This window comes from Acinetobacter sp. 742879 (assembly GCF_000588535.1).
GTDB lineage: Bacteria > Pseudomonadota > Gammaproteobacteria > Pseudomonadales > Moraxellaceae > Acinetobacter > Acinetobacter pittii.
The window spans coordinates 1-22,557 of record NZ_JFYC01000022.1 but is presented as its reverse complement, the minus strand read 5'-3'; the positions used below and the strand labels follow the sequence as shown (position 1 = coordinate 22,557).

General features: G+C 37.2%; 25 protein-coding genes. 12 read left to right on the top strand and 13 right to left on the bottom strand.

Going from position 1 to position 22,557, the window contains the following annotated elements; all coding sequences use genetic code 11:
* Positions 1 to 33 precede the first annotated feature (33 nt).
* The 3 genes from J690_RS21870 to J690_RS21860 all read left to right on the top strand — a co-directional run bounded on the left by J690_RS21870 (position 34) and on the right by J690_RS21860 (position 2,235).
* A complete protein-coding gene (locus J690_RS21870; RefSeq protein ID WP_032038417.1) occupies positions 34 to 633 on the top strand; it encodes an IMPACT family protein in 600 nt (199 codons plus the stop codon).
* A complete protein-coding gene (locus J690_RS21865; protein WP_002115833.1) occupies positions 626 to 1,237 on the top strand; it encodes a chloramphenicol acetyltransferase CAT in 612 nt (203 codons plus the stop codon). Before J690_RS21870 ends, J690_RS21865 begins: the two co-directional genes overlap by 8 nt.
* Before the next feature lie 155 nt (positions 1,238 to 1,392).
* Entirely contained in the window at positions 1,393 to 2,235 is an 843-nt protein-coding gene (locus tag J690_RS21860) for a universal stress protein (RefSeq protein ID WP_002115820.1), read from the top strand.
* 116 nt (positions 2,236 to 2,351) lie between these two features.
* On the opposite strand, the gene J690_RS21855 is transcribed toward J690_RS21860, so the two are convergent.
* The 6 genes from J690_RS21855 to J690_RS21835 form a co-directional block, all read right to left on the bottom strand.
* On the bottom strand, positions 2,352 to 3,020 hold the full coding sequence (locus J690_RS21855) for an O-methyltransferase (protein ID WP_014206262.1): 669 nt from the start codon (positions 3,018 to 3,020) through the stop codon (positions 2,352 to 2,354).
* A 138-nt stretch (positions 3,021 to 3,158) separates the two neighbouring features.
* Positions 3,159 to 3,881 carry a D-Ala-D-Ala carboxypeptidase family metallohydrolase gene (locus J690_RS21850; protein WP_174724152.1) on the bottom strand — a complete coding sequence of 241 codons (723 nt, stop codon included), beginning with the start codon at positions 3,879 to 3,881 and terminating at the stop codon, positions 3,159 to 3,161.
* Between the two features lie 135 nt (positions 3,882 to 4,016).
* Positions 4,017 to 4,340 carry a ferredoxin FdxA gene (fdxA, locus tag J690_RS0104780; protein WP_002051033.1) on the bottom strand — a complete coding sequence of 108 codons (324 nt, stop codon included), beginning with the start codon at positions 4,338 to 4,340 and terminating at the stop codon, positions 4,017 to 4,019.
* A 344-nt stretch (positions 4,341 to 4,684) separates the two neighbouring features.
* Positions 4,685 to 5,215: a GNAT family N-acetyltransferase gene (locus J690_RS21845; protein ID WP_032038414.1), complete on the bottom strand. Its 531-nt coding sequence runs from the start codon at positions 5,213 to 5,215 to the stop codon at positions 4,685 to 4,687.
* A 61-nt stretch (positions 5,216 to 5,276) separates the two neighbouring features.
* Positions 5,277 to 7,916, bottom strand: a complete 2,640-nt coding sequence (gene mutS, locus J690_RS21840; protein ID WP_032038411.1) for a DNA mismatch repair protein MutS — start codon at positions 7,914 to 7,916, stop codon at positions 5,277 to 5,279.
* Positions 7,917 to 8,277: 361 nt separating this feature from the next.
* Complete coding sequence (locus J690_RS21835) at positions 8,278 to 9,189, bottom strand: LysR family transcriptional regulator (RefSeq protein ID WP_032038408.1); 912 nt, start codon at positions 9,187 to 9,189, stop codon at positions 8,278 to 8,280.
* Positions 9,190 to 9,292: 103 nt separating this feature from the next.
* Here J690_RS21835 and J690_RS21830 point away from each other — a divergent pair, with 103 nt between their 5' ends.
* Complete coding sequence (locus tag J690_RS21830) at positions 9,293 to 10,483, top strand: MFS transporter (protein ID WP_032038406.1); 1,191 nt, start codon at positions 9,293 to 9,295, stop codon at positions 10,481 to 10,483.
* Between the two features lie 360 nt (positions 10,484 to 10,843).
* Positions 10,844 to 12,184 (top strand): aspartate aminotransferase family protein, encoded by a 1,341-nt coding sequence (locus J690_RS21825; RefSeq protein ID WP_032038403.1) that lies wholly within the window; start codon positions 10,844 to 10,846, stop codon positions 12,182 to 12,184.
* 122 nt (positions 12,185 to 12,306) lie between these two features.
* Here the strand turns inward: J690_RS21825 and qhpR are convergent, their stop codons facing one another.
* From qhpR to J690_RS21810, 3 genes are all read right to left on the bottom strand, one after another.
* Complete coding sequence (gene qhpR / locus J690_RS21820) at positions 12,307 to 13,341, bottom strand: AraC-like transcriptional regulator QhpR (RefSeq protein WP_031944595.1); 1,035 nt, start codon at positions 13,339 to 13,341, stop codon at positions 12,307 to 12,309.
* Between the two features lie 308 nt (positions 13,342 to 13,649).
* Positions 13,650 to 14,975 carry an HAD family hydrolase gene (locus J690_RS21815; protein WP_032038401.1) on the bottom strand — a complete coding sequence of 442 codons (1,326 nt, stop codon included), beginning with the start codon at positions 14,973 to 14,975 and terminating at the stop codon, positions 13,650 to 13,652.
* A gap of 73 nt (positions 14,976 to 15,048) precedes the next feature.
* Positions 15,049 to 16,050, bottom strand: a complete 1,002-nt coding sequence (locus J690_RS21810; protein ID WP_032038398.1) for a phosphotransferase enzyme family protein — start codon at positions 16,048 to 16,050, stop codon at positions 15,049 to 15,051.
* Between the two features lie 181 nt (positions 16,051 to 16,231).
* Here J690_RS21810 and eat point away from each other — a divergent pair, with 181 nt between their 5' ends.
* Both eat and J690_RS21800 read left to right on the top strand, forming a co-directional pair.
* Positions 16,232 to 17,647 (top strand): ethanolamine permease, encoded by a 1,416-nt coding sequence (eat, locus tag J690_RS21805; protein WP_017386651.1) that lies wholly within the window; start codon positions 16,232 to 16,234, stop codon positions 17,645 to 17,647.
* 158 nt (positions 17,648 to 17,805) lie between these two features.
* A complete protein-coding gene (locus J690_RS21800) occupies positions 17,806 to 18,432 on the top strand; it encodes a hypothetical protein (protein WP_032038395.1) in 627 nt (208 codons plus the stop codon).
* A gap of 158 nt (positions 18,433 to 18,590) precedes the next feature.
* On the opposite strand, the gene J690_RS24505 is transcribed toward J690_RS21800, so the two are convergent.
* The 3 genes from J690_RS24505 to J690_RS24175 all read right to left on the bottom strand — a co-directional run bounded on the left by J690_RS24505 (position 18,591) and on the right by J690_RS24175 (position 19,606).
* Entirely contained in the window at positions 18,591 to 18,824 is a 234-nt protein-coding gene (locus J690_RS24505) for a hypothetical protein (RefSeq protein WP_024436173.1), read from the bottom strand.
* Positions 18,825 to 19,164: 340 nt separating this feature from the next.
* Positions 19,165 to 19,281, bottom strand: a complete 117-nt coding sequence (locus J690_RS24345; RefSeq protein ID WP_119026689.1) for a hypothetical protein — start codon at positions 19,279 to 19,281, stop codon at positions 19,165 to 19,167.
* Between the two features lie 172 nt (positions 19,282 to 19,453).
* Positions 19,454 to 19,606: a hypothetical protein gene (locus J690_RS24175; protein WP_081405284.1), complete on the bottom strand. Its 153-nt coding sequence runs from the start codon at positions 19,604 to 19,606 to the stop codon at positions 19,454 to 19,456.
* Positions 19,607 to 19,991: 385 nt separating this feature from the next.
* On the opposite strand from J690_RS24175, the gene J690_RS21790 reads away from it, so the two are divergent.
* From J690_RS21790 to J690_RS21775, 5 genes are all read left to right on the top strand, one after another.
* Positions 19,992 to 20,312, top strand: a complete 321-nt coding sequence (locus J690_RS21790; protein WP_032038393.1) for a hypothetical protein — start codon at positions 19,992 to 19,994, stop codon at positions 20,310 to 20,312.
* A 230-nt stretch (positions 20,313 to 20,542) separates the two neighbouring features.
* Positions 20,543 to 20,752, top strand: coding sequence for a cold-shock protein (locus J690_RS21785; protein WP_014206275.1), 210 nt, complete (start codon positions 20,543 to 20,545; stop codon positions 20,750 to 20,752).
* 227 nt (positions 20,753 to 20,979) lie between these two features.
* A complete protein-coding gene (locus J690_RS24170) occupies positions 20,980 to 21,129 on the top strand; it encodes a hypothetical protein (RefSeq protein ID WP_081405283.1) in 150 nt (49 codons plus the stop codon).
* A gap of 96 nt (positions 21,130 to 21,225) precedes the next feature.
* Positions 21,226 to 21,696, top strand: coding sequence for a hypothetical protein (locus J690_RS21780; RefSeq protein ID WP_032038391.1), 471 nt, complete (start codon positions 21,226 to 21,228; stop codon positions 21,694 to 21,696).
* A gap of 147 nt (positions 21,697 to 21,843) precedes the next feature.
* The gene (locus J690_RS21775) at positions 21,844 to 22,032 is read left to right on the top strand and encodes a hypothetical protein (RefSeq protein ID WP_081309099.1); all 189 of its coding nucleotides are present in this window, start codon (positions 21,844 to 21,846) and stop codon (positions 22,030 to 22,032) included.
* Between the two features lie 292 nt (positions 22,033 to 22,324).
* On the opposite strand, the gene J690_RS21770 is transcribed toward J690_RS21775, so the two are convergent.
* Positions 22,325 to 22,557, bottom strand: a 233-nt coding sequence (locus J690_RS21770) for an IS3 family transposase (RefSeq protein ID WP_032037302.1), incomplete at its 5' end; no start/stop codon positions are given.

Below are 22,557 nucleotides of genomic sequence, written 5' to 3'. Positions count from 1 at the left end.
ATAATTTGATTTTTATTGTGCTTTATCTTATTTATGGCTTTTACGATTGCATCACAGATTACATTTGAAGAAGAAATTAAAAAAAGTAGATTTCAGGCGATTGCTGCGCCAGTAGAAAATGAACAGCAGGTTAAAGAATTTTTAGAATACAACAAGGATATCTCGACCACTCACCAATGTTGGGCTTGGAAAATTGGGCATAACGTACGCTTTAACGATGATGGTGAACCGTCAGGAACAGCAGGGCGTCCAATCTTGGCGACCATTGAAGGGAATGACCTGACGAATATTATTGTAATGGTTAACCGCTGGTATGGCGGTATAAAACTTGGAACGGGCGGCCTTGTTAGAGCATACGGTGGCTGTGCTGGACAATGTTTATTATTGGCTGAACGTATTGAACTGATTGCAAAGAAGACGATTCATTTTTCTTGTCATTTTAATGAGTGGGCGATATTTCAATATGAATTGACTCAACAACAGATTGAATATCAGGAAACCTACACAGCAACAGGTGTAGATATCGAAGCGAGACTACAGATACATCAAATTGAACCGCTCGCCTTAAAACTTAGAGACGTAACACGTGGTCGTGAAGAATTAAAAATTGAAGAGGAATTAACTGATGACTGATTCCTTACTGAAATATCGTGAGCAACATAAGCACCGCTTAAACTATATGCCATGGTTATATTGGACTTTGAAACCTAAAAACCGTGCTTGGGCTGAAGAGTGGCAAAAGGAATATCAAGCTTATTTAATGGATATGGAAACTGTTGAGATTGGTGAAAATTGTTTTATTTCACCGCTAGCACATATTTTTGCTGAACCAGGTCGCAAAATTATTATTGGGGATAATAGTTTTATTGCGGCTGATTGCACATTGCATGGACCGCTGGAAATCGGCAATGAAGTCGCGATTAACCATCATTGTATTTTAGATGGGGGACGAACGGGCATAAAGTTGCATGACCAAGTCCGTATTGCCGCTTATTGCCATTTATATGCATTTGACCATGGGATGCAACTCGACCGTCCACTTTACCAACAGCCAGTTACTTCTAAAGGAATTGAAATTGAGCAAGACGTTTGGTTGGGGGCGCATGTGGGGATCAAAGACGGTATTAAAATCGGTAAACATGCTGTGGTCGGGATGAATAGTATGGTGACCAAAGATGTTGAGCCGTACCATATTGTCGGCGGAAATCCCGCAAAATTTATTCGCTTAAGAGAATAATGCAGTCTTAAGAATGTAATAAAATGTTTGATCTTTAAACAAAAAAGTTGGTTTTTATACATAAACCTTAACATACCAATTTTTATCTATGTTAAGTTAAAGCTAAGTTTTAATAATAATCTCCAAGGCAATAGACCTGAAGAAGAGAGGCTAACATGAACCGTGTTATTGCGTGTATTGACTCATCACCGTGTATTAATGCTATTGCTGATGCAGCAGCATGGGTTGCTAAAGCGACCGGACGGGAACTTGTATTATTACAAATTCTGGACTATTACCCAGCCAGTTACCATCTTGGTGAAATTAGTGGGGTAATCGGCTTTGAAAGCAATGCAATGCTGCTAAAAGAGTTAGCTGAGCTAGAGCAAAAACAAAGTGAACTCGCGTTAGATTATAGTAATAATTTACTCCGCCATATTTCTGATCTTATTCAAGAAAAACACGGAATTACCAGTTCAAAAATTCAAGAAAAAGGTGATTTTTTAGAACAAAGTTTTAATCTCTTACATGAAAATGACATCGTTATTTTAGGTCGAGTCGGGGAAAGAGCAGCCGAGAAACACAAACCAATCGGTAGCAATGTTGAAAACTTCATCCGCGGTGCGAACTGTACTGTTTTGACCATTGGTGAAAACTTTAAAGTGCCAACACGATTTATCTTTGCTTATGAATATTCGCCAACTTGTCAAAAAATGATGCGCCGTATTGCCCAAAGTGACTTATTGCGAACACTGCAATGTCATTTGGTGTATGTAGGTGATCATCCAGAAATATTAAATGAACCAGAACATTATCTTAAACAAGCGGGCCTAGATGTAGTCACCGTTTACCGTTATGGCGATGTTGCACAAAATATTTTAGAGTACCAACAAGAACACGGTATTCAAATTATTGTGTTAGGGGCATTTAGTCATAGCAAAATTCATCAATTCTTCTTGGGAAGTATTGCGACAACTATATTCCGAAACGCGACTGTACCATTACTTGTGGCTAAATGATGAGATTTGCATATAGTTATCCGCAAATCTTGTGGATAACTATATGGAAAAGCAACAGTAATAAAAGTAATTAATTGATTATAAATAATAAAATAAAAAAGATGATTTTTTAACCATTATTTCACAATTGCAATTGCGAAGCCATCATGACCTTTTGAGCCAACTGTTTGTAAGGCTGTACAAGACAAGATTTGCGGATGATTTTCTAAGGCTTTAAACATTTCACGGATGCCTTCAATACTCGGTTTTTTATTGTCAGGATTTAAAATATCACCTGCGCGAATTACATTGTCGAGTACGATAATCGTACCTGATCTTGAGAATTTCAGACTCAATTCTAAATATTCAGGATAACCCTGTTTATCTGCATCAATGAAAATAAAATCAAAAGGATCGATAGATTGAGGATCAATTGCAGAAAGAATATCTGCAGCACGGCCAGCTCGAAGATCAACTTTTACAGGAAGATTGGCATGATCGATATTTTTTTGTGCCATTTCGGCATGAGTAGCACGGCCTTCTATGGTGAGTAAATAACCATCTTCAGGTAAAGCACGACCTAACCAGATGGTACTGTATGCAGCAAAGGTTCCGATTTCTAAAACTCGTTTGCATTTATTCATTTGAATAAGCATCTGCAAGAACATTCCTTGGTTAGGAGCTACTGCAAGATGATTTGAAAAGCCGTGTTCGTCGGTATTCTTTAATGCATATTCGAGTCGCGGGTCTTCGGGAATTAAATGTGAATCGATATATTGGTCAATGTCTGTCCACATCTGCTGCATAATCAAATTTACCTATATGTTGATCGGGCTATTTTAAACGTTTATGCCTAGAGTGCAAAAATCTTCGTTTCAAGAAATTTTGGTTGATTGGGAAATGAACAATAAAAAAAACTCCTTTCAGTTGAAAGGAGTTTTTTATTAGAAATTACACATTGAACTGTTGCGGGTGAGGTCAGGTCCCCAAGTACGATAGCCTTGAGTGTCGATATGAATTTGACCTGAACTATATAGACCAATACCCATATTTAAGCTTTGACCATGCTGTGCCCAGAACTGACAAAGTTTAAACTTGGTATTTTCGATAAATGCATAATCTTGAGCTTGTGGGAACTCAGGACCAATACGGAAATCGATTGCCGAGTTAAATAAATGTTTAGATGAGCTTGCACCGCCTGCACATTCATTTAAAGGTAAATCTCGGTAAACCGAGGTCACTTCAAAGTCGGTAAGAACTTTTGCTGCAACTAAATATTTAAATACGCGTAGGGTAGATAAAGAATTTCCCCATAGCTCGCGATTAGGTACAGCATATTCAGAGCGGCCACATTTTTGCCAATCACGTGCTGAACGTAATAACTCAAAGCTTGGCACAATGCCTGCAACGTTATTTCGGGTTAAGAATTTTTCGTATTCCCGAACACGTTGGTAATTTTCACCAGAACTTAACCAACTTCGATAAGATGCAGGCTCAACTTTAGGGGGAATTGGGCGCTCGATAATAACGCGCTCTTGTGGAATAAAGATTCGTTTACCACTTGGAGAGGTTTTGCCTGTTGTTGTGTGTTGGGGAGAGCTGACACAACCTATCATAACCGCTGGGATTATGCATAAGGGCACCATACTCTGCAAAAACTTCCGCATAAGAAAAATTAAGCACTTATAAATAAATATTGCGGGTATTTTAATGCAAAACAGTGCACAAATTACGAGGAATTTGCAATGAAATGTTTGAATAGGGTATAAAAAAAGATCAGCAGTTGCTGATCTTTTTTGAAATTACTTTTCAAGATATTGTAATTTATCAGGTTTGCCGTTCCATTCTTCACGGTCAGCTGGTTGATCGCCAATTTGAGTAATGTTAGGCCATTTTTGAGAAAGTTCAGCATTTAATTCAATAAATACTTCTTGGCCTTCAGGTAACTCATCTTCAGAGAAAATTGCATTTGCCGGGCACTCTGGTTCACATAATGCACAGTCAATACATTCATCCGGATTAATCACTAGGAAATTCGGACCTTCGTAAAAACAGTCTACAGGACAAACTTCTACGCAATCTTGGTATTTACATTTAATACAATTTTCAGTGACAACAAAGGTCATGGCGACAGCTACCTAAAAAATATGGTTTCATTTCGAATAGCATATTTTAGGCAAAAAAGGGGTAAACAAACAATTGCTTTTATTGATATTCTTTATTCATGCATATGAAGATAAGTTAATACGTTGATAATCAAACATATCTTGTAAACCCAGCAGAGCGTAGTCTATAAAATTAAAATAATAATATATTTTATAAAACAATAACTTAAAAAATATTTTATTTAATTATTTAGATGTCATTTAAGTCAAGGCATCTATTTTAATAAATACCTTAACTTTTCATTTTTTTCTTTTACAAATTTTGTTTTACGGTTTTTTTTCTAAAAAAACTTAAATTTTTAGAGCTAAAGCTTGTATAGTAAATGGATATCTTCAGGTTCGAGTTGCCAAAGTTGTTGATCTGGAGTACTTAACGGTTGCGCGCCATGCTTCATATAGAAGTCTACAGTGCGCCGACTTGGAGTTGCTGAAATATACAGTTGGTTTGCACCGAGTTGTTTAGCGGACTCTTTTGCGGCTTGCATTAGCTTGGAACCAATGCCTTGACCTTGTTGGTCAGCATCCACATAGAAATAATGGAGTAATCTAGCGTGAGGATAGTCTGTTATCACTTGGTTTGAGACTACGCTCACACCAACGAGTTTTTCAGAGGCGTCAAAAGCACCGATAAATATTGAACCTTGTGCAAAGAGTTGTTTGAGCTTAGGCGGGTCATTTTCTAGATGGTATGAGTCCCAATTTTGTACATCAAAAAAACAATCAACCAATTCTAGCTGTTGCGGCTTTTGTATGTAGTTTTGAGTAATTAATTCACGGCGGCTAATCTGCTGCCAAATAAGATCAATTTCTGAACTTTGCAAAGATCTTAAAATCATATAAATATTATTCTCCGATATGAATAAGCAGACCTAAGCCTGCTTATTCGGAAGTGCTTTATCAAGATTTGAGGGCAGCTTTCAGCTCATAGAGTTGTTCAAGTGCCTGACGAGGCGATAAGTTATCAACTTCAATTTGCTTAAGTAAATCTAGAGCAGGGGATGAAACCTCGATCTCGACCACTTTCTCTATGATTTGTGAACCAGAGTTTGCATCTGGTGGAGCAAACAAATCATTTTGAAAACTGGTTTGTAGATGTTGCTGCTGCTGTTTTTCTAAAATACGTAAACGCTTCTGCGCTTCTTTAATAACATTGGCAGGAATACCTGCTAATTTTGCAACTTGTAAACCATGACTTTGACTCGCAGGGCCTTGCTGAACTTTATGCAATAAAATCAGATTGCCGTTCAGCTCTTGCGCCGTGACATGATAGTTATCGATTCCTGCTTCACTACCAAGTTCAGTCAACTCAAAATAATGAGTCGCGAATAAACATAAACATTTTACGCGCTTGGTTAAGTCGACCACACATGCCCATGCTAAAGATAAACCGTCATAAGTACTGGTTCCGCGGCCAACCTCATCCATTAACACCAACGACTGGTTGGTGGCATGATGCAAAATTTGCGAAGTTTCAGTCATCTCAACCATAAAGGTAGATTTACCTGTAGATAAATCGTCGGCTGAACCAATACGGGTAAAAATGCGGTCAATTGGACCAAGTTTGACGGCTTTAGCCGGAACATAGCTACCGCAATAAGCAAGTAAACTGATTAATGCCGTTTGGCGCATGAAGGTTGATTTACCGCCCATGTTTGGACCAGTAATAATTGCCATGCGGTGCTGAGTATCAAGGAAAGTATCATTTGGGGTAAATGGTGCTTTATTTAATGCTTCAACGACAGGATGACGACCAGCCTGAATTTTAATGCCCGTTTCCGGAGTAAATTCAGGGCGTGCCCAATTGTTTAAACGTGCTTGATGAGCAAAGTTTGCAATGACATCAATTTGAGCAATTGCTGAACTCATCATTTGTAGGTGAGCGATATTTTCGCGCAGGTTTTCAAGCAAAGCTTCGAATAATGCTTTTTCACGAGAGAGTGCACGCGACTCGCTCGACAGGACCTTATCTTCAAAACTCTTAAGTTCAGGGGTAATGTAGCGTTCAGCATTTTTTAAAGTTTGACGACGGATATAGTCGGCTGGCGCTTGTTCTGCTTGAGCACGAGTCAGTTCAATATAGTAACCGCTTACACGGTTATAACCGATTTTAAGGGTATTAATGCCTGTACGTTCACGCTCTTTAATTTCTAGATCAATTAAGAATTGACCTGCATGATCACGAATTTGGCGTAATTCATCAAGCTCAGCATCATATCCTTCTGCAATTACATTGCCATCACGAAGTAATACCGGTGGGTTTTCAACAATAGCTGCCATCAAATGTTGATGAAGCGCTTTGAAATCTCCAAGTTCTTCATCTAGTTGAACTAATAATTTAGATTTCTTCGCTTGAATGACTGGAGTTAACGCCGTTCTTAAAGCTGGAATTTGTGCGCATGCATGACGAAGTTGCACCAAATCACGTGGTCGTGCACTGCCTAGCGCAACGCGGCTAAGCACACGTTCAATATCACCAATTTCTTTAAGCACTAACCGAACTGGGTTTTCGTGATATCCCTGAATGAGTTGCTCAATCGCATCTAAACGAGCATCAAGCAATGCAGTATCACGCACAGGTTGCATGAGTGTGCGGCTTAATAGACGGCCACCCATTGCAGTTTGGCAATCATTTACCAGTTGGAATAATGATGTTCCGTGTTCAAATAATGGCTCAATAATTTCTAAGTTGCGACGTGTAATTGGGTCGAGCGCAATAAAGTCGGTACTTTGTTCAAGTTGGATTGAGCGAATATGCGGTAATGCAGTTTTTTGGGTTTCTTTTGCATAGTGAATAAGTGCAGCGGCAGCAGCTTTGGCTAAAGGTAATGGGTCTAAACCAAAACCTGAAAGTGTTGATACCGTAAACTGATCACATAAGGTTTTTTGTGCGTTATTTAGGTTGAAGTCTACATTTGGACGTTTAGTAACAGGGCAATCTAAATGCTTTTTAATTTGTTCGATAATATTGGTATCGACCAAGTCTTCATCAATCAAGATCTCACTTGGCATTAAACGCGCAAGTTCAATAGGCAATTGTTCTGGCTTGTAATCTTGTTGTTGAACTTTAAAAATGCCTGCACTCAAGTCGAGTAAAGCAAAACCAATCTGGTTTTGATGAATGCATAAGGAAACGAGATTAGATGATTGATAACTGCTGAGTAATGCGTCATCAGTTAATGTACCTGGGGTCAGAATACGAACAACTTTACGTTCAACAGGGCCTTTACCTGTTACTTCTCCAACTTGTTCACAAATAGCCACCGTGCGCCCAGCTTTAACAAGTCGCGCCAAATAACCTTCTGCCGAGTGATAGGGAACCCCCGCCATTGGAATAGGTCGGCCACTGGCTTTACCACGATGGGTTAATGTGATGCCTAAAAGCTTGGCTGCTAAATGAGCATCTTCAAAGAAGAGTTCATAAAAGTCACCCATACGGTAGAACAGCAACGCATGTTGATAGTCCGTTTTAACTTTGAGATATTGCTGCATCATAGGTGTGTGAGAAGATAAGTCAGCCATGATTTCAGCGCTATTCATGCGTATTAAACCCTTAAAAAATCAGTAATATTTTACGTTTGGTCATCTAACCAATTCTAACAACTTTTGTGTAAATCTGACTTAATCTAAGAAAAAAGTATACCTTTTAGTGTACTTTTTTTATTTCAAAATTCAGTCAAAAGTGTGTGAGAATAACTTCTTTCTCACTGTAGCCATCTTAACAAATTGAGGCAGATTGGCAAAAAGGATTCCTAAAATGAGTGAGGAAATAAGCAACAAAAAGAAAGTGGCCAAAAGTGGCTTTAGTAACTTGGTTAATAGACAAGATCAAGATGGGTGATCCTTTGAAGTTATAGTGGGGGAATGTACTGGTTTACAAATATTTATGAAAAGACAGGTCTTATGAAGATATAGCACTCAATTTCTGCTGCATAAAATCAATGAGTGCTCTTGTTTTAGCAGGTAAGTAGCGCCGATCTGAATAAAGTGCGAATAATTGTAATGGGGATGCCGATTGCTCAAACGCAACCTCGATTAACCGTCCATCATTAATGAAGGGCTGGCAGGCTTGTTTCGATAGAATTGCAAAACCTATACCTGATAGTGCAGCTTGTCCAGCCATCTCTCCGCTGTTTACCCGATAATGTCCTTTAACCTTGATGGTCTCGAATTCTCCCTTTTTATTAACAAATTGCCAAGGAGCACCTTTTAGGGCATTTACCGTTGTAATACAGGGTAGTTCTTCAAATTGTTGGATATGAGAAGGGATGCCATAACGCTGAATGATGGAGGGAGCTGCAACAATGGTGCACGGTATGGTCAACAGATGACGGGCGATGTAGTCACTGTTATCCATCTGGCCACGGGTGACAATGATAGCTAAATCCAGATCATCTCTCAGGGATTCTAAACCTGACAAATTTGTGATGCAGCTGATCTCTAGTTCTGGATACTGACAGGCGAACTCGGCAATAACAGAACCTAGTAATGCAGGACCTATTTCATTGGGGATACAGATACGCAATGGACCCTTGAGTTGCATTTGCCGCAATGTTAATTCTGTCTCAGTTTGCTCAAGTGCCTCTAGTAATGGCTTTGCTCTGGTATAGAGTAGATGTCCCGACTGAGTGAGTTTCATATGTCGGGTGCTACGTTCAATGAGCTGAAGATCCAGTTTTTCTTCTAATTGAGAAATATAGCGACTAACGTTTGATGTCGGCATTTCAAGGAGCTTCGATGCCCCAACAAAACTTTCTTTTTCCACCACAGCAATAAATACTTTCAGGGCATTAAAATCCAGAGTCGGACGCATTAATTGTCCCATATTTGATAATAATAAATACCATTTTTACCACATAATAAACATTCTTGATAGTAGTTAAACTTGGATATCTTTTATCTATAGGTGGCTTGCTATGCCCTTAGCTACACAAACATTTCACTACAAAGCTCTCATGCAGATAGCGATAGCGATTGCTTTTGTCCAGTTCACTAATGCGCTGGAATATATGGTGTTCAATCCTATTTTTGTTTTTATGGCAACAGATTTTGCAATGCCTGTCTCATTCTCAGGCTATGTGTCTGGTATGTACACACTTGGTGCCGTGATTTCGGGAGTTACTGCTTTTTACTGGATTGATCGTTTTAATAAGAAACGTTTTTTAATCGTTAATATGGCACTATTAGGCCTATTAACACTTTTAAGTACATTCACAACCAGTTTTAGTCTTCTGCTTGCACTACGATTTTGTGCAGGATTGGTTGGCGGTACGACAATGGGAGTGGGTATAAGTATATTAATAAACAATGCACCGCCTAATTTACGGGGAAAGATGTTAGCGACGGTGATCGCGTCATTTTCAATAGTAAGTATTGTAGGAATGCCCACAATATTATTTCTATGCAGCAAATATGGTTGGCATGTGGCTTTGTGGCTCATAAGCGCATTGTGTGTATTGGCGTTGCCATTGATTGTATCCATCATACCCAAAGACCAAGTCTCTTTAGACATGCTTCGTGCGCCACCTTTAGATGCAGATACTATACTGTTCGCCTCTGGTAATGCCTTTGTTCAGTTTAGTCCTATGCTGGTTATTCCTATTTTGGCTCCATTAATGATACAGCAGTTGGGCGCTTCTCAAGATCTACTGCCTTGGCTCTTCTTTAGCGGGGGCGTGATAGGCTATTTATCTACAAAAATTACAGGGGCGTTAACCTCTCGTTTTTCTGCTTTAATGCTGGCTACAGGTTCAACCATAGTTTTTATATTGAGTTTACTAATACCATTTTTAGGCTATCAGCATGCAGCGCTTTTTATTAGTTTATTTCTCGGTGCATCTTACTGTCGTTTGGTGTCATCTTCGGTGGTTACGATTCAGTTTCCTGATGATCGGCAACGAGCTGGATTCTCTTCATTACAGTCGTCAATCATGTATTTGATGACAACAGTTGCATTTTTCTTATCTGCCTTTTTATTACCTGTTCATGGCATGACGCCACAAAGTGTAAATACGTTACTGGTGGTATGCGCAATTTCCGCAGCAGGGTTCCCAATATTGGTTATTATTTTGCAAAAGAAACTGGCTAAACGTTTGCCCATAAGCTAATTCTAAAGTCACTTTTTCCACTCCATTAAAATAGTGACGATTAAAAAGATTTTGGCCTTTGGCTCATCACCCATTTGAACACTACATTTTTCTGAAGTTATCTCAATATGTTCTGGTATGTGAGTCTTGAAGGTCGAATACTTTCTATTGGAAAAATTATAGCAAGGAATATAAGACCAATAAGTTGACTTCAAATTGTGGCTTAAGTGGTCTGAGGTCAAGTTTTTTTCAAGATACTTAAGCAATATGGTTTGCGTAACTTCAAACAAATACTGAAATATGTCGAATCAGAGTATGAATTGCCTACGTCAGTCATTGTCTCGCGCAAAAGTATGCTGAATATAAATAGAGGAGTCATTCATGGGTACGCGTTCAACCATTATGGATACCAATAGCTTTCGTCCAGAACATGCTGCTGAGCTGGATCATGCTACCCGAAAACTGACAGATAAAAGAAATAAAATTTTAGGTGAATCCTATCGCTTGTTTTATCGTAATCCCGTGCATCTGGTGAAAGGTCAGGGGCAATATTTATGGGATGCAGCAGGTCATCAATATCTAGATGTTTACAACAATGTTGCCAGCATTGGTCATTGTCATCCTGCGGTGATTGAAGCGGTAAATGAGCAAATGAAAATGCTCAATACGCATACGCGTTATTTACATGAAAATATTTTGGATTACACCGAAGAACTCTTACAGACTACTCCTGATGAAATTGACCGTGCCATGTATATGTGTACAGGTTCGGAAGCGAATGATTTAGCGATTCGTATTGCACGTGAATATAGCGGCGGTACAGGAATTATTGTGTCTCAAGAAGCCTATCATGGGACCAGTAGCTTAACCTCAGGATGCTCTCCAGCACTGGGAACTGAACAACCTTTAGATGATACAACTCGCTTAGTTCCGGCACCTGATTATTATCGGATTCAAACTGATGATTTAGGTGAATGGTTCGCACAGCAGATTCAACAGCAAATTGACGATATGAACGCAAAAGGCATCAAGTTTGCAGGTTTTTTAGCGGACTCAATATTTTCTTCTGATGGTGTCATGCCTAATCCTGTTGGGTTCTTACAAAAAGCGGTTGATGTCGTGCATGCCAATGGCGGAATCTTTATTGCTGATGAAGTACAACCGGGGTTCGCGCGCACTGGCGATTCTTTCTGGGGTTTTGGCCGTCACAACGTTGTGCCTGATGTCATTACCACTGGTAAACCAATGGGTAACGGAGTTCCAGTATCAGGACTTTTAGCCAAGAGTGAAGTTCTTGCTGCTTTCAGCGATAAAATTCCATATTTTAATACCTTTGGCGGTAATCCTGTTTCTATGGCGGCGGCACAGGCTGTACTTAAAGGGATTCAAGAAGAAGAATTGCAAACCCATAGTAAATATGTGGGAGGGCTACTTCTCAAAGAACTCACTAAACTTATGGATAAACATGAAGTGGTTGGTGATGTACGTGGCGCTGGTTTATTTATAGGGTTTGAACTGGTTAAAGACAGAACCACTAAAGAGCCGAATAAAGCATTAGCTTTGAACCTTATTGAAGAGCTCAGAAATACTCATCGAGTTTTAACCTCAGTTGCAGGTCCTTATGGCAACGTATTAAAACTACGCCCACCTTTGGCTTTCCAAACAAAAGATATCGATTGGTTAGTTGGCGCTTTAGATCAAGCCTTAACAAAATTAAAGTAAGACCTTCTATAAAAAATACCCTTCAAGTTGGATGTTAAATCTAATTTGAAGGGTATTTTCTTGTCTAATTTGCTCAGCTATTAAAATAAAGGCCTTTATTCAAGGCCTGTATTTGCGATGTTTTAGTGTCTTAATTGACGTGGCGTAACACCAAACCAACGTTTAAATGCACGAGATAAAGCACTTACTTCTGAGTAACCTAATAAGAATGCCATTTCTGAAATTGGAATATTTTTCTGTTTAATATAATGCTCGGCCAACTCACAACGGACCTGATCGACTAAATGGGTAAAGGTCAGTCCTTCATTTTTTAAACGGCGGGTAAGGGTGCAACTCGTTAAACCAATATCATGAGCGATTTTTTCAAGGTTTGGTTCACCTTCACTGAGTTCAAGTTGGATGTGAGAGCGTACTTGATCAGCAAGACATTGACTTGGTGAAGCGCGATTGAGTAGGTGCAACGTATCTAGAATCACTGTTAACAAAATAGAATCACGGCCCGGCATAGTATGCTGGACGTCTTTTTTTGAAATGATGATGGAGTTAAAAGGCTGATCAAAATAAACAGGCGCATTAAATAATTTGCTATGTTCTTGCCAGAATTCAGGTCGAGTATGCTCAAAGTGAATCGCGCGTGGAGAATAATGAGGGCCCATCACTTCACGGATCACATTCATAAACATGCCCATGGTCAGTTCGGCATCTTGGCGTCGAGTTAAAATCGCGCCGTGTTGAACTTGATAATCTATGCGCCAGCTATCTCCTAAATCTACCATTCGATTTAGGGTATCTTTCTGATGCAAATAAAAATTATTGGTCATGTTCATGAGTGCAGATTCTAATGTGTTTGAACAAAGACCAATGTACCCAATGAGCCCTAATGATTTCGGTTGAAACTGTTGACCATAATGCAGGCCAAAATTATCACAACCTGAAACCAATGCCGCCTGTTCTAACACCTTGCAATAATTGGGTAGTTGTAAGCTCAAAGTTGGACTGATGAGAAGTTCAGGATTAATACCACTAATTCCTAAAACACGATCAACATCTGCACCTTTTTGATGAATAAATTCGCTTAATCCAGAGGCGGCTGCAGACAATACACCTTGATTACACATATTTGAATCGACAAGATGAGCTGGGTTGAGATGTAACATGTCAAGTCTCATGATATTTATTCCTAACTATTCTTATATTAAGCAAAAGCCATACCAGTTTTTGCTTACGTCCATGATTTTGTGTTGTTAAAAACTTTTATAAAATAATGACTTATGTGTTGCTGTTTTAAGTTTCAGATTTGATTCTTTAAGAAGAGATCAAGAGTTGTATTTAAGGTTGGGTAGCGAACTAAAAGAAGGCAGAAAATGCATTAGAGATAGGCAAACAGGGCAGAACTAAAACAAGAAATTAATCGGTTTCTCATGCATACAACATCTATTGTAGGCATGAGAAAATAAGTGAAATATTAATTTTTTGTAGTTTTTGCCGTTTGCGCGCCATAACTTAAACTGGCCATTGAGGGTCTAAATTGACCTGTATTGGCATCGCGGCCCTGTAGTAAGAACTTAGTATTGGCTTGACCATAGCTCTGCACAGCCTGCTGAGAAAATTTTCCAATATCTGAACTTGGACTGCGCAATCGATTGATAATTAGTACCTTCTGAGTCATTGCAAAATCTTGCATCATATTTTGATCGCCCTCACTGTCACCTGCGATAAAAATTGGCCCGTAACCATATTTAGAGACTAAAAAACGCTGGATGGTTGCAGTTTTGCCTTTACCTTGAGTTTGCGCATAGCCATGACGAAACTCGGGTAAAATTCGATTTTGTGCATCTCGTTCCAACTCCATCGCGTAGGCATTTTTTTCATTAATGTTATAGCCGATCTCTGGATTGGAAATAATTTCCTTAATCACATCAATAAAAGATGCCGAGCAGACATAGACATCAATTCCATTATCCTGAAAGGCCTTAAATAGATTTTGCATTTCACGGTATGGTCTTAAACCATTTTCCCAAGTGGTTTTCACAACGCCTGCTTGGCCCGAAAGCGCAGCGGGAGAGGTCCATGTCACAGGTCCAATCGGTTGCTGCATTTGCCAAGCCACCGTTGCTTTTACCAAATTACGGACTTGTTGTTCGGTAAGCCCAGTAAATAAATAAGTGACCCAGGGATATGCAACTTCATGATCAAAGGTGTCTCCAATCGCTGCATATAGATATCTCATTTTAGTAATGAAATCGAGATAATGTGGATCTTGTTTAATTTGATCCAGACTTTGCTTACCTTTTAGACCGCTATAGTGGTGATAAAGCCATGTGTAGCTGGCAATAATATCTGGGGCAATTTTATCAATATTGACGGCTTGGCCTTGCTGGTTATTGTAGGTCGCTTCAAAATTTTGTGAGCTAATTCCTTTACGAATAATCTGATTAAGCTGCTCTGGCGTGACATTAAACGCTAAGTGTTCAAGCTGATAAATTAACGTTGCTTCTTCGATGTCTAAAAATACCGAAGTATTGTCAAAGTCAGTGACAATATATGGGCGTTTGTCAGGATTGTAGTTTGGGCTATCTTTTCCATAAGTAGCAATCAATTGGTTAAGTTGGTCAAAGTTAAAAGTGTCCCATTGACCTTTTTGTATATATTCCTTTTTGGGAATAGCGACTGCGGGAGATGTACTTTGTATAGGGTTGTAATTACATGCGCTTAGAGCAAGCATACTTGCCAGACTACTGGTAAGTAATAGTGCTTTGGCAACTTTGCTCAGTTGATGGGTAGCTTGCATAACCCCTTCCTTTAAATTCTATAAAATTTAAAAACTAAAAATTGAAATGAAGAAAAGCGATCTAAAGCACTTTTCAAATTCCTACAGGCATTTGACCGTTTAGATATTTTTTACAAAGACGCACAGTTTCATTGGACCATTGGTCTCCAAGACTTTGAGCCATTTCTGTTTGTGCGTGAGAACCATTCCAAGCCATCATTTGAATGCGGCGTTGCATGATAAAAGTTGGGATCATTTCATATTCTTCAGACTGAATATGACCTACGCGCTCGTAGCCCTTTAACCAGTAATCAACCCAATGAGGTGCATTTGCATAATGTTCATTAAAGCTAATCGCGGCGGCGAGATCATGCATAAACCAGCTCATTCCGCAGTCATCAAAATCGATCACACCAATACGTTCTTGTTGTAGTAATAAATTGGTTAAACGCAAATCGGCATGAATTAGGCCATAGCGTTCTTGGGTTTTACCAAAAAAGTTTAAATCTTTCGAAATTTGTGCAATGGCTTCTTCAATCACGCCGTGATCTTGAGGTCTTAAATGAGGTGCATTTTTCCAGTTTCCCCAGTGTCCATCCGCACCGATCATGGTTTCATGATTCCACACAATACGTTGAAAGTTTTCAGGCGCTTGCCATGTCTTACTATGTACATGTAGCTTTGCGGTAATTTGTCCTAGTTGCTCAAATGCAGTGGGGTCAACTTCAACAGTTGGCATATCGCCCTCAACCCAGTTGAAAAGGACTGCATAACGATAAATATCATTCGATAGTTTTAAAGTGATGACACGCTCACCCGATTGATCTGCAATCGCAACAGGAACTTGAATACCACTCGCATTTAAGGCATCTAACCATTCAAGCTCACTTTGTATATCGAGTTTGCTGTGATAGTTGGGACGATGAATTCGAAGTGCATATCGGGCAGATCCAGTCGAAATCTGAAAGGTTGCATTTTCAGACTGACACAGCAGTTTGACCTGTCCTTGATAGTCTGATGGATATTGCTTAATTGCTTGTTCTGCCAGTATTTGTAATTGAACTTGGCTTAAAAATTCATTTTGTTCTACAGACATAACCCATCTCCTCAATTTAATTTTTAAACACGTTCTGTGTTGAGATGCCGTCGATCTTATAAAAGAAAAAATGAATCAACTTGACTTCAAGTGGTCGGGGAGATGTTTTGCTGTCAAGTTTTATGAATATCTTTTGCGCAACTATTGGTGGTGTAAATTTAGTCGATAAGGCAATACGACAATGAAAGAGTCTGAATTAAGCGTAGATGTTGGTGCTCTACAACAGGACGCAGAGTATTTTGCAAAACGTCAGTTAAAAAAGGGGGCAGTAGGTTGGTTACTTTTAGTGGGGCTAGGTGTTTCTTACGTCATTTCGGGTGACTTTGCGGGTTGGAATTTTGGGCTGGCACAAGGCGGCTGGGGTGGGCTCTTTATTGCAACAGTCATCGTCGCGTTTATGTATCTCTGCATGAGCTTTGTGATGTCTGAGATGTCAACAATGTTGCCTACTGCTGGCGGTGGCTATAGTTTTGCCCGTGTTGCATTTGGTCCTTTTGGAGGATACCTCACAGGGACTGCGATTTTAATTGAATATGCAATTGCACCTGCTGCCATTGCCGTATTTATCGGTTCATATTGCGAATCACTCTTTGGAATTGGCGGTTGGGCCGTTTATTTAATTTGCTATTTAGTTTTTATGGGCATTCATCTGAAAGGTGCAGGTGAAGCACTTAAAATCATGTTTGGAATTACCGCCGTTGCTTGTATTGCACTGGTCGTATTTATCGTTGCGATGCTTCCACATTTTGACAGTGCCCGTTTGTTTGATATTCCAGTCAGCGCTCATGCAGGTGCGAGTCACTTTTTACCGTTTGGCTATATGGGAATATGGGCAGCAGTACCTTATGCCATCTGGTTTTTTCTTGCGGTTGAAGGGGTACCACTGGCAGCCGAAGAAGCAAAAGATCCAGTACGTTCGTTACCACGCGGTTTGATTGGTTCAATGTTGATATTGGCATCGTTTGCACTTTTAATCTTATTTTTGGGAGCAGGTGCAGCGGGTTCAAATGCTTTAAAAAATTCAGGGGCACCTTTGGTTGACGCACTCATTGCGGTATATGGTCAGCACACATGGTTGGCAAGCTTTGTTAACTTTGTAGGTCTTGCTGGTCTGGTCGCAAGTTTTTTCTCAATTATTTATGCCTATTCACGTCAGATTTTTGCATTGTCACGTGCGGGATATTTGCCAAAAAACTTATCACTTACCAATGAAAATAAAGCGCCGTACTGGGCCATTATCATTCCGGGTATTATTGGCTTTTTACTCTCTTTAACAGGTGAGGGTGATTTACTCATTTTAATGGCAGTATTCGGTGCAACAATTTCTTATGTATTGATGATGCTCTCACATATCAAGTTGCGTTTATCTCGTCCTGAATTACCACGCCCGTATAAAACGCCTGGTGGAATGTGGACGTCTTGTATTGCCTTGATTCTTGCTGCTGTTGCTGTAGTTGCAGGTTTAATGGTAAATCCAAAAGTTTGGTTATTGGCCGCGCTGATTTATGTCGGATTTATACTCTATTACTTGTTATATAGCCGTCACCATTTAGTGAAAGGCACGCCTGAGCAAGAGTTCGCCATGATTGATGACTGAGTTTGATTGCGATAAAAAAAGAGGCTTCGGCCTCTTTTTTAAGTTTTATACTTCTGTACAAAAGAATATAAAAATAGCAAGTAATGCTTACTCAAGTAACATTTTAATCTGATTGATATTTATACAATATAGTTACCAGATCACACGGATATGAACTCATGAAATTTCTAAAATTTCTAACTTTTAGCACCATTCTTACTTTATCAGCACATAGTTATGCGACAGTGGGCGGTGGACAAAAAATTGAAGTATTGGGCTATCAGCAAAAAGAGAAGAAACTTTATGTATTAAGACACTACGAAGATGGTCGAGGACGTCTACCACAACTCTATTATTATCTATTAAATAGTAAATCGCCTGATAAACTTATCGAAGTTAAATCTCTCTATATCAATCCAAAAACACATAAGATTGATTATGATCAAGATAGTAGAGCATTTGATAAAGCTCTAAATAAAATTAAAAAGAATTTAACCCCATTAGTCGTAAGTAATAGTAAGACCTTAAAAATTCAAACATTAAAAACTCATCAGAATCAAGTATCGTCTTGGTTTGATCCTTCAGGAAAGATCACGCAATATAAAACAGAATATGTTGTAAAATCGCCGTCTTTACAAAGTAAAACCCATGTTGCGGTTCATTACACCAAAGCTATAAAAATTTCCCAAAATTATAGTGTGCCTAAACACAATAAGAGGTTGGTTGTCGTTAAATATCTGGGGGTTCCAGAAGAAACAGGTTACGATATTGAAGACCCTGTTTTACTACTTCCTGTGAAAAAATAAGTTTAAGAGCAAATTATTTTCTTGGTTCAAAGCGGCAGCAGTAGGGCATCACTATCTAGATGTTTACAACAATATTGCCGGCATTGGTCATTGTCATTTTGCGGTCATTGAAGCGGTAAATAAGCACAAGGAAATATTCACTTGTTACTTAGATTGATTCATTCAAGGTCGAGTTGGTCGTCATCTTTGGTGACTTTAATTTTTAACTTCTTATACTTCCGTTTATTGGGGTCAATTGCAGAATTTATAACTTCATCTGAAAAAGCTGAACATAACATCAATTTTGCATATGCTCGGTAACCTATCAAAATTCTACGTAGTGGGTAGTCTGTTCTTGTAGAGTAATAGTCGATTCTGGAGTTCAGTTCTTGTAGCAGAGTCTGCTGTGACATTAGAATAATTTCTGTAAGAGGTGTATGCAGCATATAGTGATTTATCTACTGTAAGAAGAATTATTTTGAAAATGTTATAAATTTTAGATAAAACAACATTTATATTACATATCAAAGCATTTTAGATATGCAAAATATATATTTATTCTCTTTAAATTTAAGGAGATATGCTGCAAACATAAATTTTTTATGACACTGTAAAGATAATAGTAACAACTCTTTTTAAAGCCACAGTGCACTATGTGTTATAGTCAATTTCGATTAATTATTGGCATTAAAATGGATATCTGTATTGGCGGCATACTTGATGGGAAAAAAAGAAAAGACGATCAAAATCATTTCAGAGTAGATAGTCATTATTCTGATCATGGATCCGAATATAATAAAGAGCATTTTCATCTACATGGGCAGCTTCATACATTTTGGATAAGTGAAGAGATTGATTTTTGTGATGCACAAAGAAGAGTTGAATTAATATTAAATAAAAGATTAGAACTTGTTTAAATTAAAAATAAATATATGTATTAGCGTTTTTTAGATTCAATGTGGAAAATGAATAAAACGTTTTAATTAATATGATGTTAAACAAAAGCTCTATTTAATATAGAGCTTTTGAGCTATCAATTATTTTATTCTTTTTTTTCTTCATTATTATTTTCTTTAGGATTATTTTCTTCTTCAGGCGATTGTACAGGTTTTTCAGTTTTATCCTCATTAGGTTGAGCATTAGAATCATTTTGGTTTTGTGTGGTTTTTTTTGAAAATTCTTTGAAATCAGACATTTTAAACTTCTTAATAATAGTAAGGAAGCTTCATCGTAGGCCTTTAATTCGCTTACATTGCGGTGATTATGAGAACTCTATGTAGAGATATGTGCCTGAAAGTGCTTAATTCTCGACATAATGTTTCTTTGAACCAAATAGACTGTTGATATATAAGTGGAAGCAAATTTTAATCAAATACAAGAGTTAACATATAGCTAGAGAGCTATTGTTTTCAATGGTTTTTTGATAATTATAATTTATTTAAATATATTATTTTAATTTCTTAATTGTAGGAAATATTTTTAATTAAAGTGGGGGATTCGATCTGTAAATATATTTATACAACATAAAGATACAGTTTTACATGCATACTCAATCAAATTAATTAAAAAATGAGGGAAATATGGATGATGAAATGAAAAAATATTTTGATGTGGCTGAAAGTGTTTACAATAATATTCACTTTAAAAATCAGTCCTCTAAGGATTTAATTGACTGTCTGAATAGACTGTTAATTGAAATTAAAAAAGAAGCAGCTATAAACAATTTACAATTAAAATATCCTGTTATTGATTTTGAAAGTTGTTTAAATAGGCCAATGAAAGAGCGTATTGTTAAAATTGATTTAAGCCTTCTCCCTAATTTTGATAATGAACATGAATTTATTCTTTGGTTGGCGGGATTTGTAAAAAGTATTTCTGTATCTAGGAGTTATTATTTTTAAATAACGGTACGAAAATAAATATTTTTTAAATGTGTTGTATAAATATTTATTTGGCGTATACTCGATTTAACTAGAAAAAAAGACTTATTAGTAAATCCTCTTTTAGTATCGTAGTTTTATTCATAATCCTTCGTTTTTTTAAGATCTTAAACTCAATTCGTTATTATTTTTTCAAAGTTTAATGAGTCATAAAATGTGACTTTATATTATTAAAAATCAAAGGATATATTATGTCTAATACAGCAATCGGTACAGTGAAATGGTTTAATGAAACTAAAGGTTTTGGTTTTATTCAACAAGATACAGGCCCAGACGTTTTTGCACATTTTAAAGAAATCAGTAGCTCTGGGTTTAAAACCTTATATGAAGGTCAACGTGTTAGTTTTAATATAGCTCAAGGACAAAAAGGTCTTACAGCTACTAATATTATTGCCCAATAATATTTTAAAAATAAAAAAAGCATCTTAGGTGCTTTTTTTTTAGTATATTAATCATAAAGATAATTTTAAATAAATTAAAAATATAAATTAAAAATATAAATTATTGTAATGATAAACAACAATATCATATTCAGATACACTTGCGTTGTATCTATATAAAGGTAAAAGGACTATGTTAACTAAGTGCTAGATAATCATCTACACAACATTAAATAGGAGAGACTCTAATGTCTCAACAAAACCAAGTTAAAAGCGATCAAGACAAATCAAAAGAGCAACAACAGCAACAGCAAGACGGTAAAGAGTTTGAGCCTAAAAGTCCTGATCAGAATGCTGTAGAAAAAGTTGATCAAAATGATAAAATTGAGAAAAAATAATAATATAATAAATTTGTTTTTTCTTAAATGATGGGTTGGTAGAAAGAATAATGATTCTTTTTGCCAATTTATAAAATTAAGAGGAATGTTTTTAATATGTCTTTTATTATAATAATTTTAATTTTGTTTGTTTTTGCTTATATTTTATTTAAGGTTTTTTCTACAGTTAAACTGGAGCTCCCCGAAAGTACTCTAAAAATAGCTGGAAAAATATTTACAGAGAATAAGAACTTTTTCGAACATGAAATAATTGTAACTTTATACCAAGAAGAATTGATAACTTTAGTCGGCAATCAAAATAGTGATAGAAATAATGTCTTTAAAAATGCTGTAATATGCCTTGAAAAAGAAACAAATAAAATTGCAGTGTATATAGATACTTTAAGAGTTGGATATCTTAATAAAATAAATTCTTCCAGTTTTGTTAATTTTTTAAAAACAAAAGGTTTTAGTGAGCGAGATGCTTTTGAAGTTGATGCCGTTATAATGAGTGAAAAAATAAACCAATGGAGTGTGAAATTAGACATACCATACGATATGGAAAAGTTTAGGTTTGATAAATATTAAATTTACGATAACTATTTAATTGATATTTCTATAAGATATATTTTGGTACATTTTTTTTAGTATTGAAAATAAAAAGAGATCATAATAATTATATTGATAATAAAAAGGAGAAAAGATATGGAACTTAGAGCCGTAAAAATGCATAAAATGTTTAGAGATTTTCATGAAGAAAAGGAACTTGGCTATGTAGGGGAATATGATGAAAAACATAACCTTATAGCGATATATGATATTTTTAAAGAAAAGATGCAGAAAATAGAAGGAACTTATCAATGGGTTTTACCCTCATCGGGTGAGGTTTTTTTTGTTGAGGAAGATCCGCTATATAGTCGTTAGTGAATTTTGCCTCCTACTTTAAGCAGGGAAAGGCCTGTTTATAAATCCCAATTTAACAATAAGTTGCTAATTATTTATCCTTACTTTTTAATGATCTATTTTAAAACAAATGGCATTTTGTGTGCTTGACTGCAAAAGGGTTGGACACTATCCTTTGCCTGCTGGCCTACATCGCCAGTCGGTTTTGACGGACCGTATCATAGAAGCATTAAAGGTTTTATATCTTTAGTGTCTAGCCCCTCGTGCCCCCTCTACGGTGGAATGATCTGACCCCATAAAGTTGGACAGTTAGTTAAGCAGTTTTTAAAAACTGGTTTCTATATTGTACAGGGGATAAACCTTGTAGCTTCACCTTGATTCTCTCATGATTATAATAATGAATGTACTCTCGTATAGTTTTCTCTAACTCATCAGTTGATTGAAATTTTTCACCATGAAAGCACTCCGATTTTAATATTCCAAAGAAGCTTTCTATTACAGCATTATCTAAGCAATTTCCTTTACGAGACATACTTTGAATTAAAC

Excerpts from the sequence above, each read along its gene's own strand:
- J690_RS21800 (WP_032038395.1), top strand. The coding sequence starts at position 17,806 with ATGAAATTTCTAAAATTTCTAACTTTTAGCACCATTCTTACTTTATCA.
- J690_RS21785 (WP_014206275.1), top strand. The coding sequence starts at position 20,543 with ATGTCTAATACAGCAATCGGTACAGTGAAATGGTTTAATGAAACTAAA.
- J690_RS24170 (WP_081405283.1), top strand. The coding sequence starts at position 20,980 with ATGTCTCAACAAAACCAAGTTAAAAGCGATCAAGACAAATCAAAAGAG.
- J690_RS24175 (WP_081405284.1), bottom strand. The coding sequence starts at position 19,606 with ATGTCTGATTTCAAAGAATTTTCAAAAAAAACCACACAAAACCAAAAT.
- mutS (WP_032038411.1), bottom strand. The coding sequence starts at position 7,916 with ATGAATAGCGCTGAAATCATGGCTGACTTATCTTCTCACACACCTATG.
- J690_RS21865 (WP_002115833.1), top strand. The coding sequence starts at position 626 with ATGACTGATTCCTTACTGAAATATCGTGAGCAACATAAGCACCGCTTA.
- J690_RS21815 (WP_032038401.1), bottom strand. The coding sequence starts at position 14,975 with ATGCAAGCTACCCATCAACTGAGCAAAGTTGCCAAAGCACTATTACTT.
- J690_RS21835 (WP_032038408.1), bottom strand. The coding sequence starts at position 9,189 with ATGCGTCCGACTCTGGATTTTAATGCCCTGAAAGTATTTATTGCTGTG.
- J690_RS21855 (WP_014206262.1), bottom strand. The coding sequence starts at position 3,020 with ATGCAGCAGATGTGGACAGACATTGACCAATATATCGATTCACATTTA.
- J690_RS21775 (WP_081309099.1), top strand. The coding sequence starts at position 21,844 with ATGTTTAGAGATTTTCATGAAGAAAAGGAACTTGGCTATGTAGGGGAA.
- J690_RS24505 (WP_024436173.1), bottom strand. The coding sequence starts at position 18,824 with ATGTCACAGCAGACTCTGCTACAAGAACTGAACTCCAGAATCGACTAT.
- J690_RS21860 (WP_002115820.1), top strand. The coding sequence starts at position 1,393 with ATGAACCGTGTTATTGCGTGTATTGACTCATCACCGTGTATTAATGCT.
- J690_RS21850 (WP_174724152.1), bottom strand. The coding sequence starts at position 3,881 with ATGCGGAAGTTTTTGCAGAGTATGGTGCCCTTATGCATAATCCCAGCG.
- J690_RS21790 (WP_032038393.1), top strand. The coding sequence starts at position 19,992 with ATGGATGATGAAATGAAAAAATATTTTGATGTGGCTGAAAGTGTTTAC.
- fdxA (WP_002051033.1), bottom strand. The coding sequence starts at position 4,340 with ATGACCTTTGTTGTCACTGAAAATTGTATTAAATGTAAATACCAAGAT.
- J690_RS21870 (WP_032038417.1), top strand. The coding sequence starts at position 34 with ATGGCTTTTACGATTGCATCACAGATTACATTTGAAGAAGAAATTAAA.
- J690_RS21825 (WP_032038403.1), top strand. The coding sequence starts at position 10,844 with ATGGGTACGCGTTCAACCATTATGGATACCAATAGCTTTCGTCCAGAA.
- J690_RS21780 (WP_032038391.1), top strand. The coding sequence starts at position 21,226 with ATGTCTTTTATTATAATAATTTTAATTTTGTTTGTTTTTGCTTATATT.
- J690_RS21830 (WP_032038406.1), top strand. The coding sequence starts at position 9,293 with ATGCCCTTAGCTACACAAACATTTCACTACAAAGCTCTCATGCAGATA.
- qhpR (WP_031944595.1), bottom strand. The coding sequence starts at position 13,341 with ATGTTACATCTCAACCCAGCTCATCTTGTCGATTCAAATATGTGTAAT.
- J690_RS21845 (WP_032038414.1), bottom strand. The coding sequence starts at position 5,215 with ATGATTTTAAGATCTTTGCAAAGTTCAGAAATTGATCTTATTTGGCAG.
- J690_RS21810 (WP_032038398.1), bottom strand. The coding sequence starts at position 16,050 with ATGTCTGTAGAACAAAATGAATTTTTAAGCCAAGTTCAATTACAAATA.
- eat (WP_017386651.1), top strand. The coding sequence starts at position 16,232 with ATGAAAGAGTCTGAATTAAGCGTAGATGTTGGTGCTCTACAACAGGAC.